This window comes from Desulfuromonas acetoxidans DSM 684, from assembly GCF_000167355.1.
Taxonomy (GTDB): domain Bacteria; phylum Desulfobacterota; class Desulfuromonadia; order Desulfuromonadales; family Desulfuromonadaceae; genus Desulfuromonas; species Desulfuromonas acetoxidans.
The window spans coordinates 166,208-187,911 of sequence record NZ_AAEW02000001.1 but is presented as its reverse complement, the minus strand read 5'-3'; the positions used below and the strand labels follow the sequence as shown (position 1 = coordinate 187,911).

General features: G+C 53.2%; 15 protein-coding genes. 6 read left to right on the top strand and 9 right to left on the bottom strand.

Going from position 1 to position 21,704, the window contains the following annotated elements; translation table 11 throughout:
- Nucleotides 1–124 precede the first annotated feature (124 nt).
- The 3 genes from prsK (at nt 125) to DACE_RS00760 (ending at nt 5,064) form a co-directional block, all read left to right on the top strand.
- Complete coding sequence (gene prsK / locus DACE_RS00770; RefSeq protein WP_005997532.1) at nt 125–2,170, top strand: XrtA/PEP-CTERM system histidine kinase PrsK; 2,046 nt, start codon at nt 125–127, stop codon at nt 2,168–2,170.
- Between the two features lie 46 nt (nt 2,171–2,216).
- The gene (gene prsR, locus DACE_RS00765; RefSeq protein WP_005997531.1) at nt 2,217–3,587 is read left to right on the top strand and encodes a PEP-CTERM-box response regulator transcription factor; all 1,371 of its coding nucleotides are present in this window, start codon (nt 2,217–2,219) and stop codon (nt 3,585–3,587) included.
- Between the two features lie 541 nt (nt 3,588–4,128).
- Nucleotides 4,129–5,064, top strand: a complete 936-nt coding sequence (locus DACE_RS00760) for a GGDEF domain-containing protein (RefSeq protein ID WP_005997530.1) — start codon at nt 4,129–4,131, stop codon at nt 5,062–5,064.
- 11 nt (nt 5,065–5,075) lie between these two features.
- On the opposite strand, the gene DACE_RS16890 is transcribed toward DACE_RS00760, so the two are convergent.
- The 4 genes from DACE_RS16890 to amt all read right to left on the bottom strand — a co-directional run bounded on the left by DACE_RS16890 (nt 5,076) and on the right by amt (nt 10,993).
- Nucleotides 5,076–6,656 carry a diguanylate cyclase gene (locus DACE_RS16890; protein ID WP_005997529.1) on the bottom strand — a complete coding sequence of 527 codons (1,581 nt, stop codon included), beginning with the start codon at nt 6,654–6,656 and terminating at the stop codon, nt 5,076–5,078.
- Nucleotides 6,657–7,040: 384 nt separating this feature from the next.
- Nucleotides 7,041–8,393, bottom strand: coding sequence for an FAD-dependent oxidoreductase (locus DACE_RS00750; protein ID WP_005997528.1), 1,353 nt, complete (start codon nt 8,391–8,393; stop codon nt 7,041–7,043).
- Nucleotides 8,394–8,459: 66 nt separating this feature from the next.
- Nucleotides 8,460–8,927, bottom strand: a complete 468-nt coding sequence (locus DACE_RS00745; protein WP_005997527.1) for a sll1863 family stress response protein — start codon at nt 8,925–8,927, stop codon at nt 8,460–8,462.
- A 245-nt stretch (nt 8,928–9,172) separates the two neighbouring features.
- Complete coding sequence (amt, locus tag DACE_RS00740) at nt 9,173–10,993, bottom strand: ammonium transporter (RefSeq protein WP_005997526.1); 1,821 nt, start codon at nt 10,991–10,993, stop codon at nt 9,173–9,175.
- Between the two features lie 134 nt (nt 10,994–11,127).
- Between amt and DACE_RS18760 the strand changes: the two genes are divergently transcribed.
- From DACE_RS18760 to DACE_RS00730, 3 genes are all read left to right on the top strand, one after another.
- Nucleotides 11,128–11,250 (top strand): hypothetical protein, encoded by a 123-nt coding sequence (locus DACE_RS18760; protein WP_272940840.1) that lies wholly within the window; start codon nt 11,128–11,130, stop codon nt 11,248–11,250.
- Between the two features lie 249 nt (nt 11,251–11,499).
- Entirely contained in the window at nt 11,500–13,155 is a 1,656-nt protein-coding gene (gene panP / locus DACE_RS00735; RefSeq protein WP_005997525.1) for a pyridoxal-dependent aspartate 1-decarboxylase PanP, read from the top strand.
- A 342-nt stretch (nt 13,156–13,497) separates the two neighbouring features.
- Nucleotides 13,498–15,792: a putative bifunctional diguanylate cyclase/phosphodiesterase gene (locus DACE_RS00730; RefSeq protein ID WP_005997523.1), complete on the top strand. Its 2,295-nt coding sequence runs from the start codon at nt 13,498–13,500 to the stop codon at nt 15,790–15,792.
- Nucleotides 15,793–15,810: 18 nt separating this feature from the next.
- On the opposite strand, the gene DACE_RS00725 is transcribed toward DACE_RS00730, so the two are convergent.
- Genes DACE_RS00725 through DACE_RS00705 form a run of 5 tightly spaced genes read right to left on the bottom strand, consistent with a single transcriptional unit; the run spans nt 15,811 to nt 21,680 of the window.
- Nucleotides 15,811–17,523, bottom strand: a complete 1,713-nt coding sequence (locus DACE_RS00725; protein WP_005997522.1) for a BatD family protein — start codon at nt 17,521–17,523, stop codon at nt 15,811–15,813.
- Entirely contained in the window at nt 17,517–19,262 is a 1,746-nt protein-coding gene (locus DACE_RS00720) for a vWA domain-containing protein (protein WP_005997521.1), read from the bottom strand. The genes DACE_RS00725 and DACE_RS00720 overlap by 7 nt, the downstream gene beginning before the upstream one ends.
- Nucleotides 19,259–20,248 (bottom strand): vWA domain-containing protein, encoded by a 990-nt coding sequence (locus DACE_RS00715; RefSeq protein WP_005997520.1) that lies wholly within the window; start codon nt 20,246–20,248, stop codon nt 19,259–19,261. The genes DACE_RS00720 and DACE_RS00715 overlap by 4 nt, the downstream gene beginning before the upstream one ends.
- Nucleotides 20,245–20,736 carry a DUF4381 domain-containing protein gene (locus tag DACE_RS00710; RefSeq protein ID WP_005997519.1) on the bottom strand — a complete coding sequence of 164 codons (492 nt, stop codon included), beginning with the start codon at nt 20,734–20,736 and terminating at the stop codon, nt 20,245–20,247. The genes DACE_RS00715 and DACE_RS00710 overlap by 4 nt, the downstream gene beginning before the upstream one ends.
- Nucleotides 20,733–21,680, bottom strand: coding sequence for a DUF58 domain-containing protein (locus tag DACE_RS00705; RefSeq protein WP_005997518.1), 948 nt, complete (start codon nt 21,678–21,680; stop codon nt 20,733–20,735). The genes DACE_RS00710 and DACE_RS00705 overlap by 4 nt, the downstream gene beginning before the upstream one ends.
- Nucleotides 21,681–21,704: the final 24 nt, after the last annotated feature.

Sequence of the window (21,704 nt, the reverse complement as noted above, 5' to 3'; positions counted from 1 at the left end):
CCGCTGTTTTCAGCCCGATCCCCTTTGGAAATCACAATTAGACGGTATGCTTGTATGTGATCAGGAGCGCCTCATGGCGCGCCTGTCTGCGTTTTGAATTTTTATCAGCCCTGAGGGGTGGTTCATGCTGCAACCGATTCTATCAACTACAGTCATCAGTCTTGCCGTGATCTACGTGCTGGTTGTCTTGCTGCGTGGGCGTTGGCAGACCGCGACCATTGCCTTATTTATGGGGCTTTTGGCTTGTGTTGTTCTGGAGATCAGTGACCTGCTCGTCTTCCTTGAACCCGCTGATTTGATGCGCTGGAAGAAGATGGGGCTTGTTGCCGAAGCCAGCCTGCCTTTCACGTGGTTGTTTTTCAGCCTTACCTATGCACACCAGTGGCAGCAGGGGCACGTTTCCTCCCGGTCGAAGTTGCTGCTTGCTGCGATGCTGTTTTTTCCCGCAATTGCTCTTTTTCTATCGCCCTTGGAGTTGTTTTACTCTCCGGATTTTGTCGACGAGAGAATCCTCTTCCTGCGTTCCCAAGGTCATCTGTTTTATGTCTTGCTGATGTGTGCACTGGTTGTCGGCCTGTTCCATCTCGAACGCACCTATGTCTCCTTGTCGCGACCGGATCGCTGGCGGGCCAAGTTTGAAATTGTCGGTGCGGGGTTGATCCTGGCCGTTTTGGTGATTCACTACAGTCAGGCGCTTTTGTATCGATCGCTGGATATGAACCTGATTCCGGTCCGCACGGCCAGTGTGATCCTGGCCCTTGGCTTTATGACCTACAGTCGCTTGTATCGCGGCGAAGTGATGCGCATTGAGGTGTCACGCCATGTGGCCTATCGCTCCGTGGTGTTTCTGGTTGTAGGGATCTATCTGATCGGCCTGGGGTTGTTTGGCACCGGTGTTCGTTATCTTGATGTGACACAAAATCGGACGATTATTGTCGCTCTGGCTGTCTTTTCCGGTGTGTTGCTGGTGGTGCTGTTTCTTTCCGAACGGGTTCGGCGGCGGATTCAGGTCGTGCTGCACAAGAATTTTTATCAGAAAAAATACGATTATCGCAATGAATGGCTTCATTTCACCACCCGACTCGCTGAAGCGAAAAATCGTGAAGAACTTGAGGCGGGAATTCTGGCCTTTTTTGCCGAAACATTTTCGTTACGTGGTGCTGCCTTGTTTCTCCGTGATCAGCAGAGTGGTCGATTCTTATGCAGTGCTCAGCACGAGATGGATATGAGTCACTTGTCACCAGGAGAGGGGCTTCCAGAAGAATCACGTATGCGACAAGACAATTGGGTGGTTGATCTGGGCGAAAACCGCACGACCTTGACCGAAGATTGGGCCAGCCTCCATCAAAAGGGGTGTAAGTTTTTAGTTCCATTGTGTTTTCAGCAACGGATCGAAGGGGTTATTGCGCTGGGTGAACGGGTTTACGACGGTGACCCGCTGACCTACGAAGATTTCGACCTGATGAAAACGCTGTCACACCAAGCGATTGGCGTGCTGCTGAGTCGGAAGCTGTACGCGGACTTGGTCGCCGCCAATGAGATGGCGGCCATCGGTCGTGTTTCGACCTTTGTTATTCATGATCTTAAAAATCTTGTGTCCAGCCTGGCTCTGGTTGTTGATAATGCCCGCGATTATATTGATGATGCCGAGTTTCGGGCGGATATGTTTGAAACACTGGACAACACTGTGAACAATATGAACAGGCTCATTGTCCGGTTGCAGAATGTCAAACGCCAGCCCACCCTGGAATTCACGGACACGGACCTTCTGACGTTGTCGCAACGGGCCGTTGAGCAGTCCGGTCACTCTGCGGTGCAGATTCGTGGATCTGCCGTCATCGTCAGGGCCGATAGCGCTGAGGTGGACAAGGTGTTGCTTAACCTGCTTCATAATGCCCGCGAAGCTTCGACAGACCAGGCGCCGATCGAGGTTGAGGTAGGCCGGGACGAGCAGGCGTTTATCCGTGTTACGGACCATGGAGCAGGCATGAGTGAGGTATTTATTCGCCAGCGACTGTTCAAACCGTTTGAAACGACGAAAAAAAAGGGGATGGGGATTGGCTTGTATCAATGCCGTCAGGTTATTGAAGGACATGGCGGTCGCATTGAGGTGCAAAGCGAGCCCGGGGTTGGCTCAACATTCACCCTGTGGTTGCCTGTTGAGATGTAAGTTGTGTTTTCCTCGAGGGGGAAACGAAAAAAGATAAGGACATTTCGTGGACAAATTACTCATCGTTGATGATAGCTCAGAAATTTGTAAGCAGTTGAAATGGGGGCTGAATAAAGATTATGACGTTCTGCTGGCAGAAGATGTTGGTGGCGCCCTGAAACTGTTCAACAAACATAGGCCCAAGGTGGTGACTCTGGATCTCGGTTTGCCACCTGATGTCGATGGTGCCACAGAGGGGCTGCGTTGTTTGGAGGAGATTCTCCATCAGCAGCCGGACACCAAAGTGGTCGTTCTCTCCGGAAATGAAGATCGCAACAACGCCTTGAAGGCCGTGAAGTTGGGTGCGTATGATTTTTATCGCAAACCCATTGATCTCGCTGAGTTGAAAATTATCTTGCAGCGCGCCTTTCAACTGGCGGCACTGGAGACGGAAAACCACCGTCTGCAGACAGCTTCGTCGTCCGAACTCAGCAACCTGCATGGGATTCTTGGCCAATGTCCGCAGATGGAAGAGGTGTTTACCACCATTCGCAAGATCGCATCAGCAGATATTCCGGTTTTGATTCTTGGCGAAAACGGTACTGGCAAAGAGCTGGTTGCCAAAGCGATTCATGCCCAGAGTTTGCGCAACAAGGGCGAGCTGATTCCGATCAACTGTGGCGCGATTCCGGAAAATTTGCTTGAGGCCGAGTTGTTCGGCCATGAGAAGGGCGCATTTACCGGCGCTGTCGGCCAGGTAAAAGGCAAAGTCGAATATGCCCATGAAGGCACACTTTTTCTTGATGAAATTGGCGAACTGCCCTTGCCGTTGCAGGTGAAACTGTTGCGTTTTCTTCAGGAAAAGACCATCCAACGCGTTGGTGGCCGGGATGAAATTGTCGTTGACTCCCGTATTGTGGCGGCAACCAATGTTGATATTGAGCAAGCGATTGAGCGGGGCGATTTTCGTGAAGATCTGTATTACCGGATTGGCGTCATTACCATCGATCTGCCGCCATTACGTGATCGCAGTGATGATATTTGTTTGTTGGCCAACTTTTTTCTTAACCGCTATGTCACGGAATTTTCTAAAAAAATCAAGGGATACAGCTCTGCGGCTGAGCATGCGTTAAAGGAATATTCCTGGCCGGGAAATGTTCGGGAGCTGGAGAACAAGGTGAAACGGGCCATTCTGTTGGCGGATGGTCCGGTACTGGAACCTTGCGATCTTGGGTTTGAAGATAAAGCAGCCCCGGAACACGAATTTTCGACACACGGCTTAACCTTGAAGGAGGCACGTGACCGGCTGGAACGGGATATGCTGGTTGCCTGTCTGAAAAATCATGATGGAAATGTTGCCAAGGCGTCAGAAGAGCTGGGTGTCAGCCGACCGACTTTTTATGATCTGATGAAAAAACACCATCTCCACAACGGTTAGACGATCTCGGCCTGTTTCTCGGCCAATGCTGGAAGAAAACCCGCATGGCTGCTGAAACCACCAAGCTGCCAAGAGCGATGAGGTGCAGGCCTGTTGCAATAATGGCAGGCGTTAATCCAAAGCCTGACCAGTGCAATAATCTGTCACAAAGAGCGCCCACACTAAGAACGAAACCGGGCAGAATCAGCCAATATATCGCTGCATCACGAAGTTGGTAGCGAAGAATATCTTTGCGCCCAAAAGTCATCGTCTTATTCTTTCGTGTCCATCTTCCTGATCGCACCTTTTTGGGGTGGGAACAACGAAAAAGAGCTTATTTAAAAGGGGGTTAACTGTTCGTGTCATCCAGGCGCGAAGTTGGAATCTCTTGATGGATTTCGCTTGTTGAAAAGTGTCCTATTTGTTTGAAACCATTAAGCGTTTTCCGGATTTATGGCGGAAGAGCAAATGAAGAATTATCTCTTGATTAGAGCTGAGGCGGGGAGTACATTGGAAGTGAGGTTTCTATTGATATGTTAAAACCGGCTTGGAGTACCCCGCCATGAAAGCTCTGGTGTTTTGCGTTAAACACAGACGTGAGGAGATCGCCTTTCTTCTCAGTCAGATCGATGTGTTGACTGAGGTGAAGATTGTCAGCCCGACGGCAATTATCGGTATTGATGATTGCGATATCTTTATTGTTGTTGCCGGTGTGGACCAGAAACAACAGGTTTACCTCAATCTGCACTTGAGTTCGATTTCGCGCGGCATTCCCGTTGTCTACCTTTCCTCGTTAAATGATCCGAGTCGTGCGGAGGTTCTTGAGCTAGGTTGCTCTGATTGCCTGGCGTTTGAAATGGATCTGTCTGAAATTGCTGCCAGATTGAAGATTGCAGTGGCTGGCAAACGTGAGATTAAACGTTTGTCGCAGGACAAGCAGAGCATGAGTCAGACGATGATGGAAGATTCCCTCACTGGATTGTGTAATCGCAAAGCGTTTGATCGGGCGATCCAGGTGGAATTAGCCCGTTTCAAGCGGCAGTCGATCCCCTTTGGTCTGGTGATTCTCGATATTGATTATTTTAAACGCGTCAATGACAGCTACGGACATCAGGTGGGGGATCATGTTCTCAAGGCGGTTTCCAACCGCATTGCCGGCAGCCTGCGCGAATTGGATATCCCGTGCCGGTATGGGGGCGAGGAGTTTGCCGTGATTCTGCCTGGTTTAACGGCGACGGAAGCCTATGCCGCAGCAGAACGGGTGCGCAACTTGATTGAAACCATCCCCGCCAATGAGCTCCAGGGCCCGCCGCAGGTAACCGTCAGCCTTGGTGTCTGTTCGACCCATATCGTTGAAGACCGTCAGAATGTGACGGCCGAGCAACTGATCGAATGGGCGGATCTGGCTCTTTATGAAGCAAAACACCAGGGGCGGAACCGAGTCGAAAAAGCAACACGCTGTCAAGCTAAAACAGGTTGGCTCGACGCCGAGGCTTGAATGCGCACCGCTTAAACGGCTTTTGTGCAATTGCGCCCGGCCTCTTTAGCCCGGTATAGAGCCTTGTCGGCCTGGTCAATAAGATCCTCCTTTGCTTGCCCTGCTGTCGGGATAGCACTTGCCACGCCCACGCTGATGGTGATGTGGCCTGCTGCAACAGAATATTCATGAACATAGTTAAGCTTCTGGATTTCCAGACGCAACTTTTCAGCAAGGTAAATTGCTGCGTCCATGGATGTTTCCGGTAGTAGGCAAACGAATTCCTCACCGCCATAGCGGGCGACAAAATCGCGCGGGCGTGTCAATTTGTTCTTCAGGGTTGCCGCCACCGCGATCAAAGCATCATCTCCGGCTAGATGGCCATAATGGTCGTTGTAGTTTTTGAAGTAATCAATATCGATCATCAATAATGAAACAACCCGTTTCTCCCGCAACGCCGCATCCCATTCGCGACTAAAGTAGGTATTAAATTTGCGGCGGTTGTAGATGTTGGTCAACATGTCGTTTTCACTCATTTTCTGAAGTGCCTTTTGCGAGCGTTTTCGCTCACGGATCTCCTGAGAAAGTTTCTCGTTGAGAGTTTGTAACGCCTGGGTGCGGCGGAAAACTTTGGTTTCGAGCTGGCTTTGGAGTTGTTTGACCCGCTGTAAAAAGAACCCGGTGCCGGCATGCAGAACAATGATGGTGATGATGAAAACCCCTAAACAGATCAGGGCTGAATGGTACAGTGAGCGCTCAAAAGATTCCTCAAGGCCTGTCGTGTTCAGCATTGCCTGAATTTCACCGATGACGGATCCACGGTAGTTTTTGATGGGGATTGCGGGGAATTTTTGATAGCTCTGGTGTTGGAGCTTAAATGCCTGTGCTGTGGCCACCAGAGGGAATTTCTCCAAAAATGCCCTGTTGGTAAAACATCTTCCGGTGGATGTGATCAGCGTTTTATCCTCTCTTGAAAACCTCTCCTCTTTTTGCAGTCTGTCAACAAAGCGGTTGTTGATAAAAATGCCACAGCAAACGCCGAAATCCTGTGATGCCAGTTCAAGAGCTCGTGTTGGTTTGACGGCAAAAACAATGATACCAAGATAGCGTTCCGACTGGTACACAGGGTAACTGAAGCGATAAGCCAGTCCGCCAAGTGAAAGCACAAGACCATTGATGGGTTTTCTGTTTTCGAGGGAGTCTTTTGCAAACGGGACATGACCCACATTGTCGCCGATGCGTGCCGGATCCGTTGTGTGGTAGATGACGTTTCCATTTTTTGCAATAAAGGCAATGGCTGAAAATGCTGGGTCTTCCTGGCGGAGCTCGGCAAGCTTGCGTTGCGATAGTTGAGCTAATACAGCTTGGTTGTTGTGGCTGAATGCCGCTATGAGGCCGGCAGTGGTTGACACAAATTTTTTGAGCCGAGCCGGGTAGAGTGTTTCCGTTTCGTGGTTTTCACGCAGTAGGTTGTTTTTAAGATTTTTACCAATATGGTTCAGGGTGTCCTGTTCATGGCTGGAGTGCTCGTGAAGAAAAAGGCTGCCCATGGTGATGGTCAGGATGAGTTGCAGAAAAATGACCAGAGCAATGATTTTAGAACGTATAGACATGGGAAATCCGTTGGGGTTTAATTATTTAAATATTATCATTCTGTGGGAAGGGTTGCAAAGGAAAGAGAAGGTGTTTGTGTTGAAAAAAATGTCTAAAATTAAATAGTTATAGATTTCTGGTGTGGAATGTATGGGTTTTTTCCTGTTTGCGGTAATTAATTTTTCCGGCGGTGCTCAGGGGGAAACAACGGTGAGCTCAAAGCCCTTAACGAGAGATTCGTCTCGGGCGCTACTGTCTTCAGACGTGAGCAGATAACTCTGCTGGGATGATTTAATACAATGGTCGAAGTGGTGGTGTCATCCGCCACTTTTTATTTTTGGAAAAGCAAGAGCCAGGCAGGAGTGTGAAGATATTTGCCCCAGATGGTTGAGTGACGTTGCGAGCTACAATGCCTTGATCAGTTTCCGCGCTGCTGTCTGCACCGGGTCCCATACCGGGGAAAATGGCGGTGCATAGCTCAGATCCAGGTCAATGATGTTGGCCACGGTCATTTGTGCTGTCAGGGCCGTGGCAAGGATGTCAATGCGTTTAGCCGCCCCTTCGAAGCCGACAATCTGTGCGCCGAGGAGTTTCCCGGTCTTTTTTTCACCGAGCATTTTGACATGAATGGTTCCCGCCTGCGGATAGTAACCAGCCCGGGTACGGCTTTTAATGGTTGCCGTGGCATAGTCGATATCAAGGTGATGCAACTCTGTTTCCTGCAGGCCGGTTCGTGCAACCTCGACAGCGCAGATTTTGCTGACCGCTGTCCCGACAATACCGGGGAAACGGGCGTTACCCCCGGCAATGTTGGTTCCGGCCACCACGCCTTGTTTATTGGCAATGGTGCCGAGGGCAATATTGACAGGCTTTTCGGTGAGCAGGTGTGTGCTGACCGCGCAATCGCCGGCTGCCCAGATGTGGTCATGACTGGTGCGCATGGTCTGATCAACCCAAATGGCTTGTTTGTGGCTTAAACGAAGTCCGGCTTCAGCGGCCAGTTGAGAGTTGGGGCGTACGCCCATACCGAGAATGACCAGATCGGCGGGCAAGCTGCGTTGGTTGGTTACCACTGCGTTGACACGATTATTTTCAACGGTGAAATGGGAAAACTCCTCATTGAGGTGCAACTGAACACCAATGTGGCGTAACGCTTTGGACACCAGTTCACCCATGTCAGGATCAAGGGTTGCCATCACCTGGGGCCCACGTTGGATCAGGGCAACATCCAGTCCTTGACGGATCAGAGCTTCGGCCATCTCCAGACCAATATAACCACCACCGACAACCACGGCTTTTTGCGGCTGTTCCCGTTTGAGAGCGTCATGAACCCGTAAGCCACTTTCCAGAGTCGAAAGACCAAAAATTCCTCGGGCGTCCAGTCCGTCAACCTCTGGGCAAAAGGGGCAGGCTCCCGTGGCCAACAGCAGCTCGCCATAGTTCAACCAGCTTTCGGCGTTAGTGTTAAGATCCCTGATCAGCACCCTTTTGGCCGCCGGGTCGAGACGGATGGCCTCATGGCGCGTGCGTACGTCAATCTGGTACTTGTCACGAAATTGTTGCGGGGTTCGGGCAATGAGTTGATCTGAGTTTTCAATCAGACCGCCGATGTAGTAAGGCATGCCGCAGGCAGCGTAAGAGGTATGAGCACCACGTTCCACAACAATGATTGGGCGATCGGGCTGTTCGCGGCGGATCTTTGATGCGGCACTCATGCCCGCCGCATCTCCACCGATAATAACGACACGTTGATCCATGCTGTCCTCCCTTTTTCCCTAAGTGTAGACAGTCATCGATAAATAGCAAACGGCTGGTTCAGGGGATCATTCGGCAGAGGAAAAGTGATCGCGCATTTCACTGAAGGCATTCTTTAGATCATCGAAACTGTCGTTAAATCCATGTTTGACCTCGTCCCAGGTCTCTTTGGAGCTGTAACGCAGTCCACCAAGCCATTGAGCCACCTCATTGCGCTGACGGCGTAGCGACGCCAACGATTGACGGGTTTCGCGCCGTGTTGCGGCATTCATGGTGTCCCATTGCTGATCGAGATCATTTTGCAGGCGGTCAATGCTTTGATCAAGCTCGTGTAATTCGCGGCGGGCACTGGTTACGGCCTGATCACGCTGTTCACGGGAAAACGATGTGATGTCCCGATATCCTTGCTGGATGTTGTTGCGCATCTGCGGGCTGATCGATTCTTCTTCGGTCTGCTGTGCACATAACGAGGTGATAGTTATATGCAGAATAAGGGAGCTGGTGAGAAAAATACCGATTAAAGTGCGAAGGTTCATGGTGGCCTCCCGGAAAAAAGTTCAGTTCTGGACTCTATTGTGGTCAAGAATACGCACAATGCAAGACAGAATAACGAGGCTATTGTGACAGAGGGGCTTATCAGGAGGTTGAGAACGTCTCATGCGGAGGCATCTGCAACGATGCGCGCCGGAAATGCAATTTTCGTGTTGTTGGCAACATCAAGAGCATGAAAACCTGTACTCAATTCAGGTCGCGCGTTCATGGGGAGCAGCAGCTTGTTAGGTCAGCTGCAACACACCCGGTTACGTCCCAGTTCCTTGGCGCGGTACAATGCTTCGTCGGCATCTTTAAACAACGCATCGAATGGCTGGTCTGGTCGCTCCGGTGAGCAGACACCGAAGGAGCAGGTGAGGTGGTTAACGGTGGTGAATGGATAGGCGGCAATGCTGGAGCGTAGTTTCTCGGCAATGCGTCGTGCTTCATCAAGTATCGATGTTTCGCACAACAGAATGAATTCTTCACCGCCCCAGCGGGCAAACAGGTCCTGATTGCGGATCAGCTGTTGAATTAATTCGGCCAGCTCTTTAAGGACGACATCACCCACATCATGGCCGTAGGTGTCGTTGATGGTTTTGAAATGGTCAATGTCGATTATAATGACCGACATCGGGGTGGCTGGGGTCTGACGACGAATCTTTTCCAGTGCGCCGCGGCGGTTATATACCTTGGTCAGGGGGTCAAAATAAACTTGGGATTGCAGGGATTTGTTTGAGGCAACCAGTTCCACCTGGCGGTCGCGCAGGCGGATCAGCAGGTAGTTGAAAAAGCGGGCGACTACACCTACTTCAGTACCGCGTTCCTCGTGAATTTTTTTATGCAGATTGCCGGAGCGCATGATTTTAATAATGCTCTCAATCGTGTCCACCCAGGGCAATCGGGCCTGGTGCTCGGTAACGTTGAGTCCCAAGGCCTCGTGGCGCCGTGACACGCGCAGGGCGGCAAAGCTCTTGAGCAGCATAAACACGACCAAGCCGCTGGAAAATGCCAGAGCAAATGCCGCGATAACGCCAGTGGCCTGGATCTGGATATAGTCACCCCGACTGAGTCCTGCTGGAAGTTCAGCGTAAAACGCAACGGCCAGTGTACCCCAGACGCCGGTAAATCCGTGGATTGCCACCACGCTGAGGGGATCATCAATACGCAGTTGCAATAACGCACGATCAGCAAGGAACATGACAATGGCTGAAACAAAACCAACCCAGGCCGATTGCTGAGCGGTGAATTCAGCGCAACCCGCAGTAATGCCGACCAGACCGGCAATGATGCCGAAACTGAACAGCTCGACACCAACTCGGCGGGTAAAAAGCAGGCTGATCAGGTAGGCGCTGATGCCACCGGTGGCACCGGAGAGCAGAGTGTTCATCAAAATCGATGCGACCGAGGGTGCAAACGACAGTAAGCTGCCTGCGTTGAAGCCAAACCAGGAGAACCATAAAACAAACACGCCGAAAACAATAAAGTTATGATTGCTCGGCGCGAAAATGCGGACTTCATCGCGATGGAATTTCCCCAACCGCGGTCCGAGAACCAGCGCACCTGCCAGGCCGATCCAGGCACCCATGGAGTGCACCACCGTTGATCCGGCAAAATCGACAAATCCCATCTCCTTGAGCCAACCGCCGCTGCCCCAGGCCCAATGGCCGAACAACGGGTAGATCAACGATGTCACAATGATGGCGGTAATGACATAACCGCTGAATTTCATCCGTTCGGCAACCGCTCCCGAGACAATGGTGGCAGAGGTTGTGGCAAACATAGCCTGAAAGAAAAAGAAGGCACTTTGGGAAAAGTCTGTGCCATCAATCATGAAATGAGATGTTCCCAAAAGACCGCTAAGGTCACGGCCGAACATCAATCCATAGCCGATGAGCCAGAAAAAGATAAAGCCAAATGTCGCGTCAGCCAGGTTTTTCATGGCGACATTGATGGTGTTTTTCGAGCGGACACAGCCGGTTTCTACCATGGCAAAACCCAGTTGCATCATAAAAACCAGGAAGGCGCACAGAATGACCCAGTGGTAGTCCAGTTCGCTGTGTAACGTCATGACAGAGCCTCACGGGAGACTTGATGGACACTGTGGAGAGGGGAGCCAACGGAGTCCGGAAAGATGGTTTTCTAACGTGTTTTACGTATATTATTGGATTCACAATAAACATGAAAGGATAAAGTTAAGATTTTATGAAAGCAGGTATTAATATTTTTGATGTGACAGGGTGGGGCATTGTGGTTGTTTTTGGAAAAGACAACGCGACATCTGCTGGAGATATGGGCCTTTTTTACGCTCAGGGTGCTATGCCATGACCTGTTTTATGTGAGGAGTTTGTGGGGAGCGCCCGGTGGCGTGGTAAAAAAACGTTCTCTTTTCGGACAATGTGGAATTAGGCGTTGTGCGATAAGTGGTAAGGAATTACAATTTGACAGCGGGGAAGAGGTAATTGTATACAGAAACGCTGGCTTTTTTATTTGATGATTTGATCTGTTTCAGGGATACGGATTTCGGGCGTTCATTGTTCTTGTCAACTCAAGGACGCGTCCGCTGTAATAATTGCGATGACAGATAATGCACAAGCGAACCTGAAAAATCTCTACCGGATTTTTACCATTCCGGAAGCTCCTGACTCGACGTTAGGCAGTATTGATCAGGCGATTACTGACAATCTTGCCGGATTTCTCCAAGAACATATCGTTGCTTTGGAACGTGACCTTGAAGAGATCGAACGCGATTTCGTCGATACCGCGATTCCCGAGCAGCCCACCTTTGTTTCCGATTACACCGAGTTTGTTAAAAAAAAGCTGGTTGCCCAATCCGTGCATACCGCGTCGCCGGGATTTATCGGCCACATGACTTCGGCCATGCCTTATTTCATGTTGCCGCTGTCGCGGATCATGATCGCTCTGAACCAGAATCTGGTCAAAGTGGAGACGTCCAAAGTGTTTACTCCACTGGAACGGCAGGTTCTGGCCATGCTTAACCGGTTGATCTATAACCATGATGATGCGTTTTATCAGCGTTGGATTCACGACAGTCAGAGCGCACTCGGTGCGTTCTGCTCCGGTGGTACCATTGCCAATATCACCGCATTGTGGACGGCGCGTAACCAGTTGTGTGGTCCAGATGGCGACTTTCAGGGGATTGCCCAAGAGGGGTTGTTCGCAGCACTTAAGCATCTCAACTGTGAAGGGTTGGTGGTTCTGGCCTCGCGACGTGGCCACTACTCGTTGGGCAAAGCCGTTGATCTGCTCGGATTGGGGCGCGACAATCTGATTGCCGTTGATACCGACGACAACAGTCGCGTTGATATGCGGCAGTTGCGCAACCATTGTTACCGGGTCCAAAACGAAGGCAAACGGGTTATGGCTCTGGTGGGAATTGCCGGAACCACTGAAACCGGTAATGTCGACCCGCTCGAAGAGATGGCCGATCTTGCCGAGGAACTCGGTTGCCATTTTCATGTGGATGCCGCCTGGGGCGGTCCGACTCTGTTTTCCGAGACGCATCGCTGGCGGTTGCGCGGTATTGAACGCGCCGATTCAGTGACCATTGATGCCCATAAGCAACTTTATGTGCCGATGGGCGCGGGGATGGTGCTGTTCAAAGATCCGGCGGCGTTGTCTGCCATAGAGCATCATGCCGCCTATATCCTGCGCCATGGGTCTAAAGACCTCGGTAGCCACACGTTGGAGGGTTCCCGTCCCGGCAAAGCTTTGCTGGTCCATGCCGGTTTGTCGATCATCGGCCGCCGTGGTTACGAGCTGTTGATTGATCAGGGCATTGCCCGCGCGCAAGGGTTTGCCGATCGCATTGTCGCCCATGACGATTTTGAACTGGTGACACCGCCGGAACTCAATATCCTCACCTATCGCTATAATCCGTCATGGTTACAGCGCGTGATGGCTCAGGCCCCCGAAGAAACCGTCAAGGAGATCAACATCCTTCTTGACCAAATCACCCAGATGATCCAGAAAGAACAGCGCGAGGCAGGGAAAACCTTTGTTTCGCGTACCCGCCTTGAGCCCGCCCGCTATCACGGTGAAACCATTACCGTGTTCCGCGTTGTTCTGGCCAACCCCCTGACCTCGGACGACATCCTTGATGCCGTGCTTCAGGAACAGTGTGAGTTGGCCCGCCAGGAATCACTGCGTGATTGTTTTGATCAGCTACGGCAGATTGCTGCCGGTTGTCGCGTCGAGCGTCTGGCACTGTAACGTCTTTTACTGCGCTGCGTGATGAGAAACAGTAACCAATAAAGTAATTTCCCCCTCCATTTTCTCTGGCGTCCTCAGTGTTCACAGAATGTCACCTGACCCCAAAAACTGATTGGAACAAGCCCGCGTTCGCCAACCGCAATCCCTTCAGCCGTGATGGCTGTGGTTCCTATTTTTTATCTTCGAGTTATTTCGCAATCAAAATCGCTTCAGCAGGGATGTCTTCTCCTTCAGGAAAAAGTTGCCACCTCAGCACAGAACAGATTTTTCTATCGTTACTAGCCAACTCTCTAATTGTAGGCTAGTATTCCTAAATACGTGAATTCTCATGAGGTACTGCCCGTGCAACGTTTTCGTTCAACGAAGACTCTGGAAAAACTGTCGCTGAAGCCGGTACGCTATTTTTTAGCGTTTTTCGTGGTCATTGCCTTATTGGCGGCGATTGTCTTTCTCGCCAACAGTTACCAGACCACGCTCACCGAACACCGCCAGCGCCTTGCCTATCTCAATCACCTCGAAGTCCAAGATACTCAGCTGACCCTGCAACAATATGAATCGTTGTTGCGGATTGCCGGCAACCGCCTGGTTGAAGCCGGTGTGGATGAAAATCCGGAAAATGGCCGCAATTCCATTGAGTCGATGAAGTCCATCAACAAGGGGTTGGGTGGATTCGGGATTGCCCGTCCTGACGGCCAACTGTTATTGGTTTCAACAATTCCTCCCGGTGTGCCGCTGCCTAATCTGCTGAAAAAGGAGGAGAGTCGGGCCGGTTATCTGGAGGTTCTTGAACAAGATTATCTCGTTCTGGGGCGAACCTATTTCATGCCGGAATTAGGCCGGTGGGTTTTGCCAATGCGTGTTGCCCTGCGGGACCCGAAAACTCATGAGGTGCATCATGTCATGATTGCCGGGCTGGCTTTGGCGGATCGCTCATCACTCTGGCACCATGGTGCCCTCGAGGAGGGGTTGGTGACCCAAGTGATTCGGGAAAAGGATGGGTATATCGTTGCCCGCAACCCTCTGGACGACGACCCCGGTAACGTGTTTTTGCAGTCACTGGACGACGAAACCCTTGAGGCGCTGCGCCGCTATCGATTACAGCCGGATCAGCTGGTTGAGATCAATAAAGGCTACCATTGCCTAGTGTCCTACATTGAAAAATATGGTCTGTACATTGTGACTGAAGAGCCGCTGGATCTGCTGTATCGAGCCTGGTTGCAGAATTCATTGCCGGTGTTGGGCGCGTTATTGGCTGTCAATCTGTTATGTTTTGTTGTTTTTCGCTATATCTCCAATCTGTACCGACGCACCCAGACGCAGATCCTGTTTCAGGCCACTCATGATGCGTTGACTGGCTTGCCCAACCGGCGCATGGTTTACGAGGAGATTTCTCAGACGATTACTGAGTGCGAGGTGACGCGTCATCGCTTTGCTGTGCTGTTTCTTGATTTGGATAACTTTAAACGGATCAATGATAATTTCGGTCATGCCATCGGTGATGAAGCGCTGAAGAAAATGGCCCAGCATCTCAGCGAAAATCCTCAATGTCACCTGGTCGGCCGTCAAGGTGGCGATGAGTTTATTGTTATCACACCGCAGCTTGCTGACCATCGTGGGATTCAGCAGGTTGTCCGAAACGTTTTACAGGCCGCACAAAAGACCCTGACCATCGAGCATTACGAAATCAACCTCGGCACCAGTATCGGCGTTGGCGTGTATCCCGACGATGGCGATAATGCTGAAGCCCTGCTGCGTTGTGCCGATCTGGCTTTGTATAAATCGAAAACAGTCAAACGTGGCGAGTTTCTGTTCTACAGTGCCGAGATGAATGAGCAGGCGCAGCGGCGGCTGTTGGTAGAAAACCAATTGAGAAAGGGCCTGGAGCGGGAGGAGCTGACGGTTTATTATCAGCCGTTGTATCAACCGCAAACCGACCAGGTGACCTGTTGCGAAGCCTTGTTGCGTTGGAACAACCCGGAACTGGGTCCGGTACGTCCCGATGAATTTATCGAAGTTGCTGAAGAGAGCGGTCAGATTGAGGCACTGGGCCAGTTTGTCCTCAATCGGGCGTTGACGGATATCAGCCAATTGAACCTTCAGCGCCACACTCCCATGCAGGTCGCCGTAAATATCAGTGCCAAGCAACTGCTGTACAGTCCGATTGTTGAACAGCTTCAGCAGGCATTGTCGCACCAGTCGCTGGATGCGTCCCTGCTGAAAATCGAGATCACTGAATCGGTGCTGATTGCTGATTTTGAAACTGCGGTTATGGTGTTGCGCCAGATTCGCCAATTAGGCGTGCATGTGGCGCTCGACGATTTCGGCACCGGCTATAGCTCTCTGGCGTATTTGTCGCGGCTGCCTTGTGAAGAGATCAAGATCGACAAAGAGTTTGTCCAGAATATGCTCATCCATCGCGACGACGAAAATCTGGTTCAGTCCATTATCGCCATGGCCAAAGCGCTCAACCGCAGAGTTGTCGCCGAAGGTGTCGAGACTCTGGAACACCTGGAAAAACTGACCCTGTTCGGTTGTGACTACATCCAGGGCTATTACATCAGTCCTCCGGTTCCCCTCGATGCGTTTTCCCGCTTCCTTGACGATATGGCCTCTGCACGCAACGATGAAGATTTATAATCCTGCCCACCATATTGTTTAAGGTCGGTTTTGCGGATAGAAACTCGGCAATTTTGTCGCAGATTCTTCTGCGCTGGTCGGTGTCCATTGCTTCAACGCGTCAATCAGGGCACCTCCCTGCCAGCTTTCGTGATTGTCTGCGTACAGGCAGCGTTGCAGCCGGAGAACCTCCTCGGCGACCTGCGCATCACCACACTCCTGCCAGTAGTCGGCTCCTGTCACATGTCCGCTAGCAAGGTGTTGTCCCCATTGACATAACGCATCATAGGTTGCACGAGCGTCATTCGTCTGCGCCGCTTTGACAACGGCTGCTTTGCCTCCCTGAGATGGACTCTGCATGGTGACGCTAGGTGGTGTCGCTGCCGTGGGTTGCTTTTGGCGCCGTTGTCGCCACCATAGCACAGCCGTGATCAGCCATCCGACAGCACAGGCCGCGGTTGTCCACTGCCACCACAATGGCTGTTCTCGATCAATTGTGTTTTGTGGCTGCGGAGTTGGCAACGTTTGTTCAGCAACACTTTTGGGTGCGACCGGCGACGGCGCTGGTGGCTCCTGGTCGGGAAGCACCGATGGGGCGGGCAGTGCTGTTGCCTGACGCTCGGCCGGCAGCACATCGACACTGATGGCGGGCAAGGTCTCCTCGCGCCAGCGTGCTGCCGTGATATCCCACCAATAGAGGGACAGTGGTGGCAGCTCAAAACGTCCGGCATGAGTGGGCACCACGGCGACTTTTTGCACCAATACACCACTGAGGCCGGTGGGACTGCTGACATCTTCGCGCGCGGGCTGGTCTGGATAGCTTTTAAACCCTTGTGGGACTTTCAAGGCGAATTCAGGCAATTGAGCTGCTGTGACTCCGGCTCCGCGGACGGTGATGGTGCGTGTCGCTGGTTCGCCGACTGTGAGCGTCGGCGGCTGCTGTTGCCAATCATCTTCGAGACGTAAGCCAAGAGCTGGAAGCCAAGGATGTTCGGTAGAGGCAGGTGGGTTCACCTGCAGATCCAGGCTGTTGCTGCGCTGGCGGATGATGCGGCTCTGAAGATCAAACGGATTGCGCCCGTTCTGCAGCACAGCCTCAAACTCTAATGGCGGCAGGTGGAGTTTCCCCGATTGTTGGGGGAACAGTGCGTAGTGACGTTCAATGACCTGATAGCGCCAACCGTTGCGGTAAGTTTCGGAACGCTGGTCTTCACCAAGCTTCTGCACCAGAGTTTCCACGCCCTGCGGTTGCGGCGGACTGAGGCTGGCCTGGGCCACCGGCTGGCGGAGCAGTAAACGTACTGTGTAAAGCACTTGCCCCTGGACAACGGTGCGCTCAGCCGGCTGACTTTCCACCTCAACCAGAACATCGGCATTGGCCACATCCTGCTCAGTTTGCGGCATGACTGTGACGCTCACAGGTTGTGAACACTCCTGCCCGGAACAGAGCGGCGGGATGGTCAGGGTACCGCTGCGGCGGGGCGTAAGCGATAACGACCATTTGGTGCTACGGTTCATCTCGCCGTTGATGATCTGAATCTGCGAGCTTTGTGAACGACCGCGGATTTCAAAATCTTTTTCCAACGGGGCCAGGTCCGGGTCACCGTCGTTGTCGCCGGACAGGACAATCTCCACCACCAGGCTGTCGTTGATGCTCAGCTGGTTGCGAGATGCCGAGACCGAGATTTCCGCCCAACTGCTGCCCAAGGTGCATAACAGCAGCACGAGTGTCAGTAACAACCGTCCTACCATGGTTTCTCTCCCGAAGTGTGCTGATCGCGCTGGTTGTATTGGTATAAAAATTTACGTCGTAGCAGACCGCCTGGATCATCCGGAATGCGGCGCAGCAGCTGTTTCTGGGCCTCGGTGAAATCCTCCTGATTGTCGGATTCCGATGCCATCGCTTGTTGCATCTGCTGATCCTGCTGATCTTGCTGATCTTGCTGATCTTGCTGATCTTGCTGATCCTGCTGATCCTGCTGATCCTGCTGATCCTGCTGATCCTGCTGATCCTGCTGATCCTGCTGATCCTGCTGATCCTGCTGATCCTGCTGATCCTGCTGATCCTGCTGATCCCGTTGATCCTGTTGATCCTGTTGATCCTGTTGATCCTGTTGATCCTGTTGATCCTGTTGATTCTTGAGGAACTCTTCAACCACCTTTTTGTTGGCCAGGGCATCGTCATGGTCGGCAGCGCGCTGCAGGGCTTCTTCATAGGCGTTAATCGCCTGTTGATACTGACCCGATTTGGCCAAGGCATTGCCACGGTTGTACCAGGCATCAGCCGTATCGTTGTCCTGCCACAGTTTCTCGGCCTGATCAAAATTCCCCTGACGATAGAGGGCCGATGCTTTCCAGGCGGGATCATCAAATTGCTCTTCGGCGGTGGCATAATCCTGTTGTTCGAAGGCCTGTTGGCCGCGTTGATTGTCGTTGCGCCATAGCTCCTTCCATTGCAGAGCGTGGGCCGGTTGCGGCAGCCACACCAGCAGGCACAGCATCAGCAGCCAGCCACGCCGAAAGCCTGCGGCCACAAGGACGGCAAGGGGCCAGAGCAGCCACGGTCCTTCATCCTGCCAACGTTTGGTGGTTGAGTGACTGGACTCCTGTTGCGGATCTTCGGTGCGGGTTGCCAGGCGGCTGAGCAGCGTATCCAAGTCGCGGTTGTCGATGGTCAGGTCGTGATACAGGCCACCTCCGGCTTGCGCCAAATCCTTGAGTGCCGAACTGTTGAGACGCGGCAGCACCATTTGGCCGCTGGCATCTTTGACAAATCCTCCCTGTTTCAGGGGGATGGGGGCTCCCTCTTTGCTGCCGATACCGAGCACGGACAGAGCATAGCCCGCCTGCTGGGCGGCGTTCGCCGCCGCCGTTGCGGCTTGTGGAGTATCGTCATCCGTGACCAGTAGCAGCAAGCCTTGTTTGGCACCTGCCTGCTGAAAAAGTTGTACCCCGAGGTTGATTGCGCGCTGGGGCTGGCTGCCTTGTGCCGGCATCAGTTCAGGCTGCAAACTGTTGAGCAGAGCGGTGATGGTGTGGGTGTCTTCAGTCAGCGGCACAACGGTGAAGGCATCGGCGGCAAAGGCGATCAGGGCGGTCTGTCCTTCGCGGCGTTCGCGCAGCAGGTCGGTGATTTTCAGCCGTGCCCGAGTCAGCCGGTTTGGTTTGAGGTCGGCGGCATTCATCGACTGGGACAAATCCAGTAAAATAACCAGCGCGGATTGCTGGCGAAAAATCGGTTGTGGTTGCTCCTGCCAGGTTGGTCCGGCCAGGGCAATGGGTGCCAAGGTCGCGGTCAGCCACAACAGAAGGATAGGGAGGGAGCTGCGCCGGGCTGCGGTGCCGATGAGAATATGGGGCAGCAATTCGGCGTCGCATTGTTGTTGCCAGCCGCTGCGTTGACGACGGCGCTGCAGCCACCAGCACACCCACCATAGCAGGGGTAAGGCCACGAGCCAGAGCGGTCGGATGAAATGGAAGGTGTCGATCATGCTCTTTCCTCCCGGCCATGTGCCGCGCCAATCAGCAGTGCGGTTATCAGTGCCGCTGCCAGCGGGTAGAGATACAGATCCGTGTAGGGCCGATAAACTTGTTTGTCTTTCTCCACCGGTTCCAGTTGGTCGAGCTGTTGATAGATTTGCGCCAGTTCTTCGGTGTCGCGAGCGCGGAAGTAGCGGCCGCCGGTGGTCTCGGCAATGGCTTTGAGGGTTTTTTCGTCCAGATCAAGAGACGGGTTGACCGTGCGTTTGAAGAAGAACGACCCCACCTCGACAGCTTCGGCACCGATACCGATGGTGTACACTTTTAACCCGCGTTGCGCGGCCAGTTTCGCTGCTTTGAGCGGGTCAAGGCTGCCCGAGTTGCTGGCGCCGTCGGTGAGCAGGATCAGCACGTTTTTTGCCTGGGGATCCTTGCGTAGTCGCTTCACGGCCAGGCCGATGGCATCGCCGATGGCGGTCTTGTTGCCGGCCAGGCCGACGACGGCTTCATGAAGCAGTCGGGTCACGGTGTTGTGGTCAAACGTCAGTGGTGCCTGAATGTAGGGCTGCTCTCCAAACAGAATCAGGCCGATACGATCGCCCTGGCGCTGGTCAATAAAGGCTCCGGCCACGGCTTTGAGCGCGGTCAGGCGATCAACGGAACGCCCGGACAGCTGGAAATCATCGGTACGCATACTGCCCGACAGATCCACTGCCAACATCAGGTCGCGGCCACTGACCGGCAGTTCAATGGGGTCTCCGAGCCATTGCGGACGTGTGCAGGAGAGCACCAGCAGCACCCAGCCGAGGATAGTGAGCCACTTAAGCCAGCGCCGTTGCGGTTTGACGCCGCTGTGCTGTGATGCGCCCTGATAGGGCGACAGAGTTGGCACCCATAACGCGGCGTCATTGTTTTGCCGGGCGCGTGGAACCAGGCGATAAACCAGATAAGGCAGTGGCAGCAGGGCCAGCGCCCATGGCCAGGCAAAGGCAATCATGGCATCCTCCGTGGCTTGACGGCTGGCAGGTGGTTGATCCAGCGGCGACACAGGCTGATCAGCTGATCTGGATATTCCAGTTGCTCCTGACGCTGATACGGTCCCCGTGCCAACACCTGGCCGACACCGGTGGTGAAGGGGGCATCGTCAAAGGGCTGATCGAGAAATGTCAGCCACTGCTGCCCCTCAAGTCCAGCGCAGTTGTGAGATGGATAATGGAGGATGGCCATGTGGCGCAGAAGGCGTGACAGCTCGGGGATTAATGCCACCTCTTGCGGTGTTTGGCGACAGCGCTCTTCAAGCTCGGCCAGTTGACTCAGGGCGATGCGGCGGTAATAACGGCACTGATGACGGTGACGCCACCAGGCTCCGATAACCACCAGCATGATGAACAAGCCAACAAGCACCCACCAGCCGGGTGCCGGCGGCCACCAGCTTATCGGGGCAGGAAGGTGGATGTCGCGTAATTGCAACGCCGCCGGGTTCATGAGCGGCCTCCGTTGTCGCGACCATGCCCGGTGCCGCGCAGACAGTCCATGGGCTGGTCCGTGGTGGCGCACAGCAGCAGGCTGGCGCGCTGTTGCTGACAAAACTGGCTCAGTACATCAAGGTGGTCGGTGAAGCGTTGCTGATAGTGATGACGAAAACTGTGGTCGTCACTGTTGAGCAGACCCTGGTCATGACCATCGCTGATCGGATAACAGCCGTTTTGCGGCAGAGAGGCTTCCAGCGGGTCGTAGCAGAAAATCAGCCTTAACGAACAATGGCGTGCCAGTAGGATCAACTGTTCCTCGACCTGATGGTCCCACTGGGAAAAATCGCTGATCAGGGTGACGAAACTGCCGGGGCGGGCAACGCGGCGCAAACGGATCAGGGTGTTGAACAGGCGTTGCTGCGGAGCAAACGGTTGATGGGCCGGGCGTTGCCAGGCTGGAGCGTTGACCATCTGTTGCAGCAGCCGCAGCACGCCACGTTTGCCGGACTGCGGGCGCAGCTCAACATGGCGCTCTTCTGAGAACAGAAACGCGCCAAGGCGATCGCCGTTTTTGTGCGCCTGCCAGCCGATCAGGGCCGCCAGATGGGAGGCCTGCACGGCTTTGAAACAGCCGCGGGTGGCAAAGAACATGGGGCGACGATAATCAAGGGCTACCAGCACCGGCCGCTCCCGTTCCTCCTGAAACAGCTTGGTGTGCGGTTTGCCGGTGCGTGCCGTGACCCGCCAATCAATGGTACGGATATCATCACCGTTCTGGTAGCTGCGCACTTCGGCGAACTCCATACCGCGTCCGCGCTGCTGGGAACGGTAGCTGCCGCTGAGTCGGGCACGACTCAAGGCCGGACGGCGCACACTGGCCTCCAACTGTTCGCGCAAGGCGATCAGTTGCGGCAAGGTAATGGTGATGCGTGAATTCATGTCCAAATCAGGTTTCATGATGATCCTGACGCAAGAATGGTG

What these genes read in the sequence shown, in the direction of transcription:
- DACE_RS00750 (WP_005997528.1), bottom strand. Translation starts at nt 8,393, where the DNA reads ATGGATCAACGTGTCGTTATTATCGGTGGAGATGCGGCGGGCATGAGT.
- DACE_RS00760 (WP_005997530.1), top strand. Translation starts at nt 4,129, where the DNA reads ATGAAAGCTCTGGTGTTTTGCGTTAAACACAGACGTGAGGAGATCGCC.
- DACE_RS00725 (WP_005997522.1), bottom strand. Translation starts at nt 17,523, where the DNA reads ATGGTAGGACGGTTGTTACTGACACTCGTGCTGCTGTTATGCACCTTG.
- DACE_RS00715 (WP_005997520.1), bottom strand. Translation starts at nt 20,248, where the DNA reads ATGATTGCCTTTGCCTGGCCATGGGCGCTGGCCCTGCTGCCACTGCCT.
- DACE_RS00710 (WP_005997519.1), bottom strand. Translation starts at nt 20,736, where the DNA reads ATGAACCCGGCGGCGTTGCAATTACGCGACATCCACCTTCCTGCCCCG.
- amt (WP_005997526.1), bottom strand. Translation starts at nt 10,993, where the DNA reads ATGACGTTACACAGCGAACTGGACTACCACTGGGTCATTCTGTGCGCC.
- DACE_RS00720 (WP_005997521.1), bottom strand. Translation starts at nt 19,262, where the DNA reads ATGATCGACACCTTCCATTTCATCCGACCGCTCTGGCTCGTGGCCTTA.
- DACE_RS00705 (WP_005997518.1), bottom strand. Translation starts at nt 21,680, where the DNA reads ATGAAACCTGATTTGGACATGAATTCACGCATCACCATTACCTTGCCG.
- DACE_RS18760 (WP_272940840.1), top strand. Translation starts at nt 11,128, where the DNA reads ATGAAAGCAGGTATTAATATTTTTGATGTGACAGGGTGGGGCATTGTG.
- panP (WP_005997525.1), top strand. Translation starts at nt 11,500, where the DNA reads ATGACAGATAATGCACAAGCGAACCTGAAAAATCTCTACCGGATTTTT.
- prsK (WP_005997532.1), top strand. Translation starts at nt 125, where the DNA reads ATGCTGCAACCGATTCTATCAACTACAGTCATCAGTCTTGCCGTGATC.
- DACE_RS16890 (WP_005997529.1), bottom strand. Translation starts at nt 6,656, where the DNA reads ATGTCTATACGTTCTAAAATCATTGCTCTGGTCATTTTTCTGCAACTC.
- DACE_RS00745 (WP_005997527.1), bottom strand. Translation starts at nt 8,927, where the DNA reads ATGAACCTTCGCACTTTAATCGGTATTTTTCTCACCAGCTCCCTTATT.